We start from the raw sequence: 14734 nt of genomic DNA on the forward strand, positions 1-14734 counted from the left end.
GCGTGACCCGCTCCCGACCCCGGCGTCATGTCGACAATCCGAGAGCTGACCTGCGGAAACGCGCCCGCGGAGCCGCGGTGACGCCGTCGGTGACAGGCGCGCGCGGCATGTCGCGGCGTGTCCTCCACAGTCATCGGCAGTCCCCTCGACGGCGCGTACCGAACCGCCCCACGGCGGCTCGCGCGCTGGCATCCTGTCGCCGCTCGGGGGGTTCCGACGGAGGAGACGCACCGATGAGCGACGCGAGCTGGCTGCCGGATCCGGGCAGGACCCACGAACTGCGCTACTGGAACGGCTCGGCGTGGACCGAGCACGTGTCCGACCAGGGCCGGCCGGGCCAGGACCCGCCGCCACCGGACCTCCCGCCGCCCGGCGCTCCCCTGCCTCCGCCACCGCCCCCGGCAGCCGCCCCCGCGGCGTCGGGCAAGGGCGGCTGGCGGGACCGCCTCAAGCAGGTGGCCGACCAGGGCAAGGCGCTCGCCGACCAGGGCAAGGCGAAGCTGGCCGAGCAGAACGCCAAGCGCACCGAGCAGTGGGCCAACGACCCGAGCACCCTCTGGTTCGGGGAGAGCAGGAACGCCGCGACCAGCGCCGCGGGGATCTCCAAGGCGCGGTACCGCATCACGAAGGACCGGGTCTGGATCGAGAGCGGGCTGCTCGGCACGCGCACCGAGAGCGTGCCGCTGTGGGCGGTGAAGGACATCGACGTCCGCCAGGCCGTCTGGCAGCGGGGCAACGACGTCGGCGACGTCGTCCTCACCCTCGAGGACGCCTCCTACGCGGCGACCACCGACATGTTCAACCTGAGCGGCAACGTCGAGGGGACGACGACCGGCCAGGTCGTGCTGGACAACATCGAGTCGCCCTACGCGGTGGTGGACCTGCTGTCGCCGCTGATCAGCGAGGCGCGGCAGAAGAAGACCGTCGAACGGCAGTCCCAGTACCTGCACGTCAACCCGGGCATGGCCGGGGCGGCGTTCGGCGCACCCGCCGCTCCCCCGCCGACCCCGGCCCCGCAGCCCGACCTGGTCGAGCAGCTGCGCAAGCTGGGTGAGCTGCGCGACGCGGGGATCCTCACCGAGGAGGAGTTCGCCGCCCAGAAGGCGAAAGTCCTGGGCTGATGCCCGCCGGACGACGGAGGCCCGGTCCCCCGAGGGGGACCGGGCCTCCGCCGGTGCGCTACCGGGTCAGTTGACCTGGATCTGCATGAAGCCGCCCTGAGCGCTGGTGCTCACGACGCGGATCTTCGTGCCGGTCTTCGGCACGTCGACCCCCGACCAGCCGGTGACCAGCGGGTTCGTCCCCGCCGGCACGTACCACGGCTTGGTGTCGTCGAAGGTCGGCACGGCAGGCAGGCCGCCGTAGGTGCCGGCCTTGCCGCTCTCCGGGTCGTGCAGCGTGATCGTGTCCGTCGGCTCCAGCCCGAAGGTGGAGTCGTAGGACTGGACCCGCGCCCGCCAGGCGTAGCCCTTCTTCTGGTCGTCGCCCGTCGTGTCGTTGGTGGGCTCGAAGAGCAGGCCCGGGTGGGCGTCGACCGGCAGGATCAGACCGCCGCCGGGGTGCGTGCCGACGTTGTTGTCGCCGTACTGCTCGTTCCAGTAGGTGACGAGCAGGCCGTCCTGGTAGGGCAGGCGCTCGGCCCAGTCGGGACGCGACGGGTCACCGAAGTTGTACGGCCCGGTCTGCAGCGTCGCGTCGTAGCCGCGGTACTGGCGGTACTCGGCGATGTAGGCGTTGAAGTACGACTCGGTGGTGGAACCGGTGTTGGTGGTGAAGCCCTTCAGCGTCCAGCTGGTCACCGGGGTGCCGTCGATCCGCACGTCGTCGACCTGGAAGCCGGTGTGCACCTCCGCGCCGTCGGTCCAGTACCGGAAGCCGACCAGAGCGCCGGCCGGGACCTTGCTGAGGTCCGCCGTCAGCGCCGTCCAGGTGGCCTTGGCACCGGTGATGCCCTGCCCGATGTTCTGACCGTTCGGGTCGGTCGTCGTGGAGAGGTTCGTCGGGATCGAGACGAAGGTCTTGCCACCGTCGGTGCTGTAGACCGCGGCCGCGTAGTCCCAGTCCTTCTCGATGTCGTAGCGCACCTGCGCGGTCAGCGTCCGAGCGTTGGCCGGCTTGGCGGTGAGCATCGAGTTGTCCAGGTTGTCACCCTTGCCCGAGTACCAGAAGTCCGTGCCCTCGGCCGGCTTGCCCAGGTCGATCTGCACGACCTTGGGGGGCAGGAGGGAGATGACGGCCTGCGCCTGCTTGGTGTTGGCGGTGGAGGGGCCGACCTTGGTGCTCTTCTTGGCACCCGGGGCGACGACCTCGTAGTTCAGCCAGCCCAGCTGCAGCTTCTCCCAGGCGCCCATGTGCATCGGCTTGGTGCCGATGCCGTCCTCGGGACGGCCGGTGTTGCCGTAGGAGCCGGAGCTCATGAGGCTCCAGAAGCCGGTGCTGTTCTCGGCACCGCCGCTGTTGCCGGAGGTGTCGTAGAGGTCCGGCAGGCCCAGGTCGTGACCGAACTCGTGGGCGAAGACGCCGACGCCGCCGTTCTCGGGCTCGACGGTGTAGTCGCCGACCCAGTACTTCGACTGGCCGATGCGCTGGCCGCCGTACTTGTTGGCCTTGCCGTCGACCGTCGGGCCGGCGGTGCCGACGCGGTTGGTCTGGTTGTACCAGCGGTGCGACCAGATGGCGGCCTGGCCGAGCGTGCCGCCGCCGGTCTCCTCGCCCTCGCCGGCGTGCACGGCCTGGAAGTGGTCGATGTAGCCGTCGGCCTCGTCGAAGTTGGCGTCGCCGTCGAAGTCGTACCGGTCCCACTTGTCGAACTGGGAGAGGTAGGCGTCGATCTCGGCGGTGGTCTTGCCGGCCTTGACCTGCTTGTCGTACCAGGCGGACAGGGTGTCGTTGACGAAGTTCCACGCACCGCGGTCGCCGATGGTGTTGTTGTCGCCGTAGGAGGCGCCGGTGCCGGGAACGCTCACCCAGTCCTCGACCTGCCCGGTGACGGTGTACCGACCCGAGGAGAGCTCCTCGTAGAAGTTCGGGACCGAGATGATGCCCTCGGTGGTGTCGGTCAGCATCTTGGCGTAGTGGACCTGGGAGAAGTCCTTGGCCCAGATGGTGCTGTTGTCCACCGCGCGGTTCGGCTCGGGGATCTTGTTGTGCTTGACGTCGCTGAACTCGCCCAGCACGGTCCAGATCGCGTCGCTGTCCTCCTGGGCCAGCTCGACGTACTGGCCCTTGGCGACCTGCACGACCTTGTTCTCGCCGGTCGGCGTCGCCTGGCCGTTGAGCACCTGCTCGAGGGCGGCCTGGCGCAGCTCGCGCTGCTTGTCGCCGAGCGGGTTGGGCAGGTCGTGGGCGCGCTGCGGAGCGGGGTTGTTCTCGGCAGGGGGCGCGGCGGAAGCCGTCACGGGGACCGCCATGACCACGGCGGCGCCGGCGACGACGGCCAGAGCTCTCTTCAAGGACGTTCTCCTGGGTCAGAGGATGGCCGACCAGCCGTCCGATGGGGGGTCATCGGAGGCCCTCGCGATCGGCCGCCGCGGACGTTAGGTGAGCGCCACAACCCGTGTCTACATATCGATACCGATCGGTCACAGAGGGAAACCGACTCTCGGGCGACAACCCGGCCGATGACCTGGGTCTTTACCCCCGCGAAACAGGTGGGAAGCGCACAGAAAATCTTCAGCGGCATCCCAGACAGTGGGACCGGATGCGGAGGGCGTGGGATTCGAACCCACGAAGAGGGGTTACCTCTTAGCGGTTTTCAAGACCGCCGCCATCGGCCACTAGGCGAGCCCTCCTGGCGGCACCAGGCTAGTGGCTGCTCCGGGCGGCGCCACGCGGGCCGGTGCGAGCGTGATCACCCCGGGCGCACCGGGGCCTCGGGTGCCGTCGAGACCCCGCCCAGCCCGTGGTGATCACCGGCCCCGCCGTCGGCTCCCCCCGCGGCACCGGTCAGCATGGAGCCATGACGGGGGCCGGGACGCAGCACGAGGACGCCACGACCCCTCGCCGCACCGGCTGGGTCCTGGTGCTGCCCGCCGTCGTCCTGGTGCTGGTGGCGCTCTGCCTGCGCGCGCCGTTCGCCGCCGTCGGGCCGCTGCTCGGCGAGCTGGGCGAGGAGCTCTCCCTCTCCACCGGCGCGCTCGCCGTCGTCACCGCGCTCCCGCTGGTCTGCTTCGGCCTGGTCTCGCCCTTCGCGCCGGCGCTGGCCACGCGGTTGGGCGTGCACCGGGCCGTTCTGCTCGGCGTCGCCGTCCTCGGCGTCGGCGTCCTCGTGCGGCTGGCCGGCGTGCCGGGGCTCTACATCGGCACGGTGCTGCTCACCGGCGGCATCGCGATCGCGAACGTGCTGCTGCCCGCCGCCGCCCGCGCGGAGTACGGCGCCCGCAGCGCCGCCGTCCTCGGGCTGGTCACCGCCTCGATGGCCGCCTCGGCGAGCATCGGCGCGGGGCTCGCCCAGCCGCTGGCCGACGCCGCGGGGAGCGCGGTCACCGGGCTGCTGCTGTGGGGCGTGCTCGTCGCGGTCGCGCTGGTGGCCGTGGCCGCCCTGGCCCGGGCCCGGCGGGGCGTGCCGCGCCCGGCGGCCGCGCCCGTGGGCGCACGCAGCGCCGTGCTCCGGGACCGCGTGGCGCTCGCCGTCACCCTCTTCTTCGGCCTCCAGTCGCTCGCCTTCTACGCGATGCTCACCTGGCTGGCCGACATCCTCGAAGCCCGGGCCGGCACCTCCCCCGTCGCGGCCGGCGGGATCCTGGCGCTCGCCGCCGCGCTGGGACTGCCCGCGTCGCTCGTCGTCCCACCACTGGCCGCCCGCCGTCCGGGTCAGACCGGCTGGATCCTCGTCGGCACCGTGCCCGTCCTCGCCGGGGTCACCGGCCTGCTGGTCGCCCCCGGCGCCGCACCGCTGCTCTGGGCGCTGCTCTACGGGTTCGGCACCGGCGTCTCGTTCCCGCTGGCGATGACGCTGATCCTGCAGCGCACCCGCGACGTCGCCCAGACCGGCCGGCTGTCGGCCTCGGCGCAGAGCGTCGGCTACCTCCTGGCGGCGGCCGGCCCGCTCGGCGTCGGTCTGCTGCACGAGGCGACCGATGGCTGGGAGCCCGGGCTCGTGCTCCTGCTGGTCGTGGTGGCGGTGCAGCTGGTCGCCGGGCTCGCCGCCGCTCGACCGCGACTCGTCGGCCCGCGCGTCTGACCCGGCCCGCTACTGCGGGTCGTCCCTCCTCGGCACGAGGATCTCACCGGCCCTCTTCGCCGCCGCCGGTGCGGACGGCAGCCCGATCGCGCCGGGAACGGCCGCCACGACCGGGTCGGTGAGCGCGGCCACGGCCCAGAGAGCGGTGCCGTACATCAGCCAGACCCAGAAGACGACGATCTGCCGGGCCCGGTCCCGGGAGAGGAACGGGCGGCTCTCCGCCAGGGCGCCGGCCGCCGCGTCGATGGCCTCGGTCAGCTCCTCCTGACCGGCGAGCCCCCGCTCCGCCTCGACCAGCGTCTCCTCGTCGACGTCGCCACGCTCGATGAGGTCCGCGACCTGGGTCAACCCGTCCTCGGTGGGGACCGGCATCGGCACCGACACGGCTTCGGCGATCCTGCCCAGCGCGGTCGCGAAGTCGACGGTGCCCACCGCACGGGCCATGGCGGCGTGGATGTCGGCGTAGGCGAGCACGGCGACCCGGAGCCGTTCCGCCGCTTCCTGCTGCGCCCGCGCGATCTGCTCCAGCGCGGGCTGGGCGAGCTGGACCTGCTGGAGGATGGTCCGGAGGGCGGGCGCAGCCAGTGCCGCGATGTCCCTCTGCCGGCGGCGGAAGACCTCCAGGCCCGACGCCAGGTTCTCCAGCGCTCCCGGGGGGACGGTGGCCGCGACCTCCGCGGCCCGCTGCAGCGCGGCGCGGAGGGCCGGATCCCGCTGCAGGCGCTCGATCGCGCGGCGCTGCTCGGGGGTGAGCTCGCCGCCCACGCCCGCCGCCATGCGCCGACTCTAGGTGGCGGTCACCCGTTCCGCACCGGCGTGACGCCCTCCGGAGCGGTCGCCGGGGTGCCCACGACACCGTGCAGATGGCACGCCGCGAGCTGACCGGGCGCCCCCACCGGCTGCAGCGCCGGGTCGACGTCGTCACAGGGCTCGAACACGTAGGGGCAGCGGGTGCGGAACCGGCAGCCGGACGGCACGGCGGACGGCGAGGGGACGTCGCCGCGCAGCACGATCCGTTTCCGCTGCCGCTCCAGCGCGGGGTGCGGCACTGGCACGGCCGAGAGCAGTGCCTGCGTGTAGGGCATCTGCGGGTCGGTGCCCACCGCGGCGGCCGGGCCGATCTCCACGACCCGACCCAGGTACATCACCGCGATCCGGTCGGAGATGTGCCGGACGGCGGAGAGATCGTGCGAGATGAACAGCAGCGTGAGCCCGAGCTGCCGCTGCAGCCGGCGCAGCAGGTTGAGCACCTGCGCCTGCACGCTGACGTCGAGCGAGGCGATCGCCTCGTCGCAGACCAGGAAGTCCGGCTCGCCGGCCAGGGCGCGGGCGATGCCCACCCGCTGGCGCTGCCCACCGGAGAACTCGTGCGGGTAGCGGCCGGCGACGGCGGGGTCCAGGCCCACCAGCTCCAGCAGCTCGGCGACACGGTCGGCCCGCTCCCGGCGCCCCGACCGCAGCCCGTGCACCTCCAGCGGCTCGCTCACCGTCTGGGCGACGGTCCGCCGCGGGTCGAGGGAGGCGAACGGGTCCTGGAACACCATCCCGGCCCGGCGGCGCAGCTCGCGCAGTCCCCGCCCGCGGAGCGACGTGACGTCGGTGCCGGCGAAGGAGATCGAGCCGCCGGTCGAGGGGATCAGGCGGAGCAGCGCGTTGCCCAGCGTGGACTTCCCGCAGCCGGACTCCCCCACCAGGCCGAGCGTCTCGCCGCGCAGGATGTCCAGGTCCACGCCGTCGACGGCGCGCAGCACCGGGCCGCCCCGCCGTCCGGGGAAGTGCACCTCGAGCCCGCGGGCGCTCACCAGGACGTCGCTCACGAGCTCCCCTCCGTGCACCAGGTGGCCGCCCGGTGCGGAAGCGTCGCCGACGCGGTGCCGAGAACGGCCAGCGGCGGCTGCTCGTGCTCGCAGCGCGCGTCCCCGCGCACCGGGCAGCGCGGCCAGAACACGCACCCCGCCGGCAGGTCCGTCGGCGGAGGCGGGGTGCCGGGCACGGTGGCCAGGTCGGGGACGACGCCGTCCGGCCCCGGCCGGGCCAGGTCGGGCAGCGCCCCCAGCAGGCCGCGCGTGTAGGGGTGGGCCGGGTGCTCGAGCACGTCGTCGACGGTGCCGTCCTCCACGCAGCGCCCGCCGTACATGACCAGCACCCGGTCGGCGATGCCCGCGACGACGCCGAGGTCGTGGGTGATCCAGATGACGCCGGTGCCGCGGTCTGCCTGCAGCTTCTCGACCAGGTCGATGATCTGCGCCTGCACGGTCACGTCGAGCGCCGTCGTCGCCTCGTCGGCGATGAGCAGGGCCGGCTCGTTGCTCAGCGCGATCGCGATGACCACCCGCTGCCGCATGCCGCCGGACAGCTCGTGCGGGTACCGGTCCAGGGCGCGTTCCGGATCCGGCAGCCCGACCTCGCCCAGCAGGTCGGCGGCGCGACGGCGGGCCGCGGCCTTGTCGACGTCGCCGTGCGCGCGGATCCCCTCGACGAGCTGGCGGCCGATGGTGAGCACCGGGTTGAGGGAGGTCATCGGGTCCTGGAACACCATGCCGGCGCCGGGGCCGCGCACCTGGCGCAGCCGCTCGGGCCTCATGGTGAGCAGGTCCTCGCCCTGCAGCAGCGCCCGCCCGGTCACCGTCGCGACCCGCGGCGGGAGCAGCCCCAGCAGCGCCAGCACGGAGACCGACTTCCCGCTGCCCGACTCCCCCACGACGGCGACCGTCTCCCCCGGCCCCACGGTGTAGGAGAGCCCGTTGACGACGTGCGCCGGACCGCGGGGCGTGCGCAGCCGCACCCGCAGCTCCTCGACCTCCAGCACGGGCGCGGTCACCGGTCCTCCCCGCCCGCGGCGCCCATCAGCGTGCGCTGCTTCGGGTCCAGCACGTCGCGCAGCCCGTCGCCGAGCAGGTTGAAGCAGAGCACGGTCAGGAAGATCGCCATCCCCGGGAAGAAGGCCAGCCACCAGGCGATCTGCAGGTAGCCGCGCCCCTCGGCCAGCATCAGCCCCCACGACGGGTTCGGCGGCTGCGTGCCCAGCCCGAGGAAGGAGAGCGCGGCCTCGGCCAGGACGGCGAAGGCGAGGCTGATCGAGGCCTGCACGATGATCGGTGGCGCGGCGTTGGGCAGCACGTGCCGGGTGAGGATCCGGAGGTCCGAGGCGCCCACCGACCGGGAGGCCCGCACGTACACCTCCTCGCGCACGCCGAGCACGCTCGCGCGGGTGACCCGGGCGAAGATCGGGATGTAGACGATGCCGATGGCCAGCGCCGTGTTGCCCGAGCCCGGGCCGCGCACCGCCAGCACGGCGATCGCGAGGAGCACCGCAGGGAAGGCGAAGAGCATGTCCATGAACCGCATGAGGACGTCGTCGACCCAGCGGCCGTAGTAGCCGGCCAGCAGGCCGATGGCGCTGCCGACGACCAGCGCGATCCCGACGGCCAGGAGCCCCACCCGCAGGGACACCGCGGCGCCCAGGACCACCCGGCTGAGGATGTCGCGGCCGAGGTCGTCGGTGCCGAACAGGTGCTGCCCGCTGGGCGGCTGCAACCGCGCCTCGACGTCGATTTCGTTGGGGCCGGTCGGCGCCAGCGTCTCGTCGAAGACGGCCACGAGCACGATCAGCAGCAGCAGCGCGGCGGCGACGGCCGCGGTCGGGTTGCGCAGCAGCAGCCCGACCGTCTCCCGCCAGCGTGGCTTCGCCGGGCGCAGGGGCTGGGCCGTCATCGCCGGATCCGCGGGTCGATGGCGGAGTAGAGCAGGTCGACGACCAGGTTGATGACGAGGAAGACGACGGCGAACAGCAGGATGGCGCCCTGCAGCACCGGGTAGTCGCGGGCCTCGACCGACTGCAGCGCGAGCTGGCCGAGCCCCGGCCAGGAGAACACGATCTCCACCACGACCACCCCCGAGAGCAGGTAGGCCAGCTGCACCCCGGTCACCGTGACCAGCGGCAGCAGGGCGTTGCGCAGCACGTGCCACGTGAACACCTGCCGGGCCGGGAGGCCCTTGGCCTGCGCCGTCCGCACGTGGTCGGCGCCGAGCGCCTCCAGCACGCTGGATCGGACGAAGCGGGTGATCACCGAGCCGGAGACGACGCCGGTGACGACGGCCGGCATGACCAGGCGGGCGAGCCAGGCGCCGGGGTCCTCGGTCAACGGGACGTACCCGCCGGTGGGCAGCCAGCCCAGCGTGCCCGCGAACACCAGGATCAGCACGATCGCCATCCAGAAGTCCGGCACCGAGATGCCGATCTGGCTGAGCACCGTGGCCACCCGGTCGACGACCGAGCGGGGACGCAGCGCCGAGAGCGTGCCCAGCGGGACGGCGATGACCAGCGCCACCAGGATCGAGGCGAACGCCAGCGTCAGGGTGGCGGGCAGCCGCTCGCCGATCAGCGAGGAGACGGTGTCGCCGCTGCGGAAGCTCACCCCCAGGTCACCGGTGAGCGCCCGGCCGAACCAGGTGACGAACTGCTCCACCAGCGGCCGGTCCAGCCCCGACCGCTCGCGCAGGGCGTCGTAGGTGTCCTGCGAGAACCGGGTGCCCAGGGCGAGCCGCACCGGATCGCCCGGCACGAGGTGCACCAGGGCGAACACGATGACGCTCACGCCGGCGAGGACGACCAGCGACTGGCCGACCCGCCGCAGCAGGTATCCGGTCAGGGCAGCGTCACGCCCTCGAAGTTGATCGCCTTGTCCGCGCGGATCTCGTAGCCGGTCAGCCCGGGCGCCCAGGCCTGCACGACGTCGGGGTTGTAGAGGTACAGGTAGGAGACGTCGTCGACGATCAGCTTGGTGGCCTGGTCGTAGAGGTCCTTGCGGGCGTCCTGGTCGGTCTCGGTCGAGGCGCGGGTGAGCAGGTCGTCGACCTGCGGGTTGCTGTACTTCTGGTAGTTGCTGGCCCCGCCGGTGATGTGCTGGGCGTGGTAGAAGTCGAACGGGTCGATGTTGCCCAGCCAGCCCAGCATGAAGGCGTCGAAGTCGCCCTGGGACTGGCGGTCCAGCCAGGTGGCGAAGTCCGTCGTCTGCACGTCCACCTGGATGCCGATCGGCTCGAGCTCGCTGGCGATCACCTGGGCGGCGGTCACCGTCTCCGGGTACTCGTCGGTGACCATCAGGCCCATCCGGATCGGCGTCTGCACCCCCGACTCGGCGATGAGCTGCTTGGCGGCCGCCTCGTCGGCCTTGAAGGGTGCGTAGTCGCTGTGGAAGAAGCTGTCCTCGGGGATCGCCGTCTGGTTCGGCTGCGCCGCGTCGAACTTCGCGGCCTGGGTGACGGCGTCCCGGTCGACGGCGGTGGCGATCGCCTTGCGCACCTGCGGGTTGTCGAACGGCGGCCGGGCGAAGTTCATGCTCATGTACCAGTAGTCGACGCTGGGCGTGGTGGCCAGCTCGACGGAGTCGTCGTCCGCGAGGGAGTCGACCTGCTGGGGCGGGATGTTGTCGGTCCACTGCACCTCGCCGTTCTGCAGCGCGGTCAGCGCCGCCGCCGGCTCGGTGATGTAGCGGAACTCGACGCCGTCGATGCTGGGCTCGTCGCCCCAGTAGTCGTCGTTCTTCGTCAGCACGGTGCTGCTGGCGTCGGACTTCTCCAGCTTGAACGGGCCGGTGCCCACCGCCTCGGTGGTGAGGTCGTACGTGTCGGCGGCGCCCTCCGGGAGGATCGCCATCCCCTTGAACGAGCCGATCAGCGCCGGCAGGTTCGGGGTGGGCTGGGTGACCCGGATGACGACGGTGTCCGGCCCGTCGGCCTCGACCGAGTCGACGGTGGCGAACCGGTAGGAGTTGCTCAGGTCCTCGTCGATGATCCGGCTGTAGGAGTAGACGACGTCGGCGGAGTCGAACTCGCTGCCGTCGTGGAACGTCACGCCGTCGCGGAGGGTGAACCGCCACTCCAGGTCGTCGTCGCTGGTCGTCCACTCCGTCGCCAGGCTCGGCTCCATCGTGAGGTCCTCGCCGTTGGGGACCACCAGGGTGTCGTAGACGTTCTCCAGCACCTGGAAGCTGGCGTAGGCGTTCGTGACGTGCGGGTCGAACTGGTCGGGCTGGGCGCTGACCGCGGCGACCAGGACGTCGTCGCCCCCACCCCCGCCCCCGGTGTCGACGGAGTCACCACCCGAGCAGGCGCTGAGTGCGAGCGTGCCGGCCGCGACGAGGGCGAGGAGTCGTGTCGAGCGCACCGAGGACCTCCTGGGTCTGGGGAGACGTCGTCCGTCCCCCGACCCTGGCCCCGTCCGCGCAGGTCCGCGACCCGAGACCGGAACTCCGGCGAATCGTTGCGCGGCCGTGACCGTTCCGTCACACCGGCCGCCCCGCGCGTCAGTCGACGGTGACGTCGTTGAACGGCAGCCGCGGCTCCACCCACGGGAACACCACGAACAGGAGCAGCGCGCACACCGCCGCGACCAGCAGGAACGCCTGCAGCGCCTTGAGCGCCGTCCCACCCGGCAGGTGCCGCCAGATCCACGCGTACACGTCCGCTCCTCAGCCCTCGTACAGCGCCGGCGGCCCGTCGGGCAGGTCGGCCTTGGAGAGCGGGCCGCCGTCGAGCCGGGCATGGATGATCAACCGCTGCCGCGCGGAGAACCGCGGGTGGCAGGTGGTCAGGGTCAGGTACGCCCCGGTGGGCGCGGCCGAGGCCGCCTGGTCCGGGGTCGGCGAGATGACGTCGGTGTCGGTCGGACGCACGATCTCCATGCCGGCGATGCCGCTGGGATCGGCGTCCAGGTCGCCGGTCGCCGGATCGCCGAGCACCCGGTAGACGAACCACTGGTCGGCGGTCTCGACGACGACGGGATCACCCGGGCGCATCGCGTCCAGGTCGAGGAACGGCGAGCCCTTGCCCACCCGGTGACCGGCGAGCGCCACGTTGCCCTGCTCGCCGGGCATCGCCGTCCCCACGTAGTGCCCGGGGCCCTGGGAGAGCTGGGTCTCGCTGGTGCCCTCGAGGATCACGCGGGCGTAGTCCTCCCCCAGCCGCGGGATGCGCAGCACCCCGAAGGCGTCGCCGAGCTCCACCTGGCGCAGCTGCGGATCGGCGGTCGCCGGGCGCGACCACTCCTCCCGCAGCTCCTGGGTGAGCTCCTCCTGCTTCCGACCGGTGAGGTAGTCGGTGACGTAGAGCTCGTAGACGACGAACAGCAGCAGGACCAGCCCGCCGGTGATGAGCACCTCGCCGAGCCCGCGCACCACCGTGCGCACCCGGTCACCAGCGGTCCGCGGTGCCGGGGGGCCCAGCCGGCCGTACGAGTCGTCATCGCCACCCGGGCCCGTCATGCCGCTCCCCCGGTCGTCTCGGCGCCGATCCGGAGCCCCGCCGGCCGACGTCCGCATGCTAGGTGGGGCCGAGCCCCGGAACGTGCATCCCGGCCCCCGATGTCGGGACCCGGAGGCGGCCCGCCCCTCAGCGCACGTGCACGCCGGAGATCGTGCGCGCGATGACCAGCCGCTGGATCTCCGACGTCCCCTCGAAGATCGTGTAGATCTTGGCGTCGCGGGCCATCCGCTCGACCGGGTACTCGCGGGTGAAGCCGTTGCCGCCGAGGATCTGCATCGCCTTCTCGGTGACGCGCACGGCGGCCTCGCCGGCGACCAGCTTGGACATCGACCCCTCGGCGGCGGTGAACTGCTGGCCGTTGCGCGCCATCCACGCGGCGCGCCACACCAGGAGGCGGGCGGCGTCGATGGAGGTCTTCATGTCGGCGAGCATGAAGGCGATGGCCTGGTTCTCGATGATCGGGCGACCGAACTGCTCGCGGGTCTTCGCGTACTCCAGCGCGTAGTCGTAGGCGGCGCGGGCGACGCCCACCGCCTGGGCGCCGACCGCCGGCCGGGTGCGCTCGAAGGTCGCCATCGAGGGCTGGGTGCGGCCGCTCTTCTGCCCCTCGCGCGCCCGGGCCAGGCGCTGCTCCAGCTTCTCCTTGCCGCCGAGCAGGCAGTCGCCGGGGATGCGGCAGTCCTCGAGCACGACCTCGGCGGTGTGCGAGGCGCGGATGCCGTGCTTGAGGAACTTCTGGCCCTGGCTGATGCCCTTCGTGCCCGGCGGGACCACGAAGCTGGCGTGCCCGCGGGCCTTGAGCTCCGGGTCGACGACGGCGTTCACCACGTGGATGTCGGCGATGCCGCCGTTGGTCGCCCAGGTCTTGGTGCCGTTGAGCACCCACTCGTCGGTCTTCTCGTCGTAGACCGCGCGGGTGCGCATGGCGCCGACGTCGGACCCGGCGTCGGGCTCGCTGGAGCAGAACGCCGCGACCTTCGGCTCGGCTTCCGTGCCGAACATCGCCGGGATCCACTGCCCGACCTGCTCGTCGGTGCCGTTGGCGCGCACGCTCGCCGCGGCCAGCGTGGTGCCGACGATCGCCAGCCCGATCCCGGCGTCACCCCAGAAGAGCTCCTCCATGGTGATCGGGATGCCGAGCCCGGACTCGTCGAACCACTGGGTGGCGAAGAAGTCCAGGGAGTAGAGGCCGATCTTGGCGGCCTCCTGGAGCACCGGCCACGGGAACTCCTCCCGCTCGTCCCACTCGTTCGCCGCGGGACGCACGACGTTCGCGGCGAACTCGTGGATCCACTTCTGCAGCTCGAGCTGGTCCTCGGTGAGGTCGAACGAGACGGGCATGGGATCTCCCTGTTCAGAACGGATGGAGCACTGTGCAGAGACGATGGACCGCGGCCGGCCGGCGCGCGAGGCTATCGCGAGGTCGGGCTACACCGCCCAGGACGGTGACCGACGTCGGTGCCGGGACTCGGCGGTCGCCAGCAGGGACGTGGCCGCCAGGAGGACGCGTCGGAACCGGCCAGCGCCTTCTGCCCGCGAGAGCAGCACCTCCAGCCTGGTCGCTGTCAGCCGGTTCCCGTGCCGACGCGCCAGGCGGCGGACCCGGCGCCTGTTGCGCACACCGGAGCGGGTGCTCCGCTTGTGGGCGATCATCTCGGTGGGGTCGACGTCGTCGACGACGACGGCCTGTGCCCACAGGATGTCCAGCAGGGCGACGATCTTGTCGTGGTAGCCCACGAGCATGTAGTCGTAGTGACTGACCCGGCTGATCACGCGGATGGAGCTGGCCGCGTTCAGGAGCTGCGACCCGAAGGCGTAGTACACGACGTCGGGACCGACCCGGCCGCTGAGAACCGTGGCCGACAGCTCCGCCAGGAAGTGCACGACACGAGGAACCGCGTCGGCGAGCACGTTGAGCTCGTGGCGCGCCTCGTCGTCGGTCATCCCCGCCACCCGCCGCTCGTCCTCGGGGCGAACGGCGAACGACGCCTCGGGCCACGGGGTCTCGTCGGGCAGGAAGAACGAGACCCCGACCCGTCGCTTCAGGGCCAGGTAAGAGGACTGCTCCGCCCAGGCCATCTGGTTGTAGTAGCTGCCGGCACCCCGTGCGATGCCGATGGCGCGGCGCCAGTCCACCCCGAGCGCACGCCACGAGTCCGACAGCCCCCGGAGGAGCTGCACCTCCCCGTTGCGCGACTCCACGCGCGCCGCCCGCCACTGCAGGACGGTGACGACGAATGCCGCCACCGCCACCAGCACACCCAGGTCGCCCACGAGCCGGGCGCC

13 protein-coding genes and 1 tRNA gene are annotated in these 14734 nt (G+C 72.3%); 2 read left to right on the forward strand and 12 right to left on the reverse strand.

Annotated features, from left to right (window positions below):
* Positions 1-233: 233 nt before the first annotated feature.
* Positions 234-1121 (forward strand): PH domain-containing protein, encoded by an 888-nt coding sequence (locus DQ237_RS10565; protein WP_166509570.1) that lies wholly within the window; start codon positions 234-236, stop codon positions 1119-1121.
* Positions 1122-1187: 66 nt separating this feature from the next.
* Here the strand turns inward: DQ237_RS10565 and DQ237_RS10570 are convergent, their stop codons facing one another.
* Both DQ237_RS10570 and DQ237_RS10575 read right to left on the reverse strand, forming a co-directional pair.
* Positions 1188-3452, reverse strand: a complete 2265-nt coding sequence (locus DQ237_RS10570) for an immune inhibitor A domain-containing protein (RefSeq protein ID WP_113799901.1) — start codon at positions 3450-3452, stop codon at positions 1188-1190.
* Between the two features lie 251 nt (positions 3453-3703).
* Positions 3704-3791 (reverse strand) — tRNA-Ser (locus tag DQ237_RS10575).
* Positions 3792-3958: 167 nt separating this feature from the next.
* On the opposite strand from DQ237_RS10575, the gene DQ237_RS10580 reads away from it, so the two are divergent.
* Complete coding sequence (locus DQ237_RS10580) at positions 3959-5182, forward strand: MFS transporter (protein WP_113800111.1); 1224 nt, start codon at positions 3959-3961, stop codon at positions 5180-5182.
* Between the two features lie 9 nt (positions 5183-5191).
* Here DQ237_RS10580 and DQ237_RS19715 read toward each other — a convergent pair whose 3' ends face one another.
* The 10 genes from DQ237_RS19715 to DQ237_RS10625 form a co-directional block, all read right to left on the reverse strand.
* On the reverse strand, positions 5192-5959 hold the full coding sequence (locus DQ237_RS19715) for a hypothetical protein (RefSeq protein WP_166509571.1): 768 nt from the start codon (positions 5957-5959) through the stop codon (positions 5192-5194).
* Between the two features lie 20 nt (positions 5960-5979).
* Positions 5980-6999: an ABC transporter ATP-binding protein gene (locus DQ237_RS10590; protein ID WP_113799903.1), complete on the reverse strand. Its 1020-nt coding sequence runs from the start codon at positions 6997-6999 to the stop codon at positions 5980-5982.
* Positions 6996-8003: an ABC transporter ATP-binding protein gene (locus DQ237_RS10595; RefSeq protein ID WP_113799905.1), complete on the reverse strand. Its 1008-nt coding sequence runs from the start codon at positions 8001-8003 to the stop codon at positions 6996-6998. Before DQ237_RS10595 ends, DQ237_RS10590 begins: the two co-directional genes overlap by 4 nt.
* Positions 8000-8896 carry an ABC transporter permease gene (locus DQ237_RS10600; protein ID WP_113799907.1) on the reverse strand — a complete coding sequence of 299 codons (897 nt, stop codon included), beginning with the start codon at positions 8894-8896 and terminating at the stop codon, positions 8000-8002. Before DQ237_RS10600 ends, DQ237_RS10595 begins: the two co-directional genes overlap by 4 nt.
* Positions 8893-9834 (reverse strand): ABC transporter permease, encoded by a 942-nt coding sequence (locus DQ237_RS10605; protein ID WP_113800113.1) that lies wholly within the window; start codon positions 9832-9834, stop codon positions 8893-8895. The genes DQ237_RS10600 and DQ237_RS10605 overlap by 4 nt, the downstream gene beginning before the upstream one ends.
* A complete protein-coding gene (locus DQ237_RS10610; RefSeq protein ID WP_113799909.1) occupies positions 9831-11351 on the reverse strand; it encodes an ABC transporter substrate-binding protein in 1521 nt (506 codons plus the stop codon). Before DQ237_RS10610 ends, DQ237_RS10605 begins: the two co-directional genes overlap by 4 nt.
* A 139-nt stretch (positions 11352-11490) precedes the next feature.
* A complete protein-coding gene (locus DQ237_RS19720; protein WP_166509572.1) occupies positions 11491-11646 on the reverse strand; it encodes a hypothetical protein in 156 nt (51 codons plus the stop codon).
* Between the two features lie 9 nt (positions 11647-11655).
* Entirely contained in the window at positions 11656-12447 is a 792-nt protein-coding gene (locus DQ237_RS10615; RefSeq protein ID WP_113799911.1) for a class E sortase, read from the reverse strand.
* Between the two features lie 127 nt (positions 12448-12574).
* Entirely contained in the window at positions 12575-13789 is a 1215-nt protein-coding gene (locus DQ237_RS10620; protein WP_113799913.1) for an acyl-CoA dehydrogenase family protein, read from the reverse strand.
* Between the two features lie 87 nt (positions 13790-13876).
* The gene (locus DQ237_RS10625) at positions 13877-14722 is read right to left on the reverse strand and encodes a hypothetical protein (protein ID WP_113799915.1); all 846 of its coding nucleotides are present in this window, start codon (positions 14720-14722) and stop codon (positions 13877-13879) included.
* Positions 14723-14734 lie beyond the last annotated feature (12 nt).

Origin of the sequence: Blastococcus sp. TF02-8 (assembly GCF_003319175.1) — a bacterium.
In the GTDB taxonomy this organism is placed as follows: Bacteria; Actinomycetota; Actinomycetes; order Mycobacteriales; family Geodermatophilaceae; genus Blastococcus.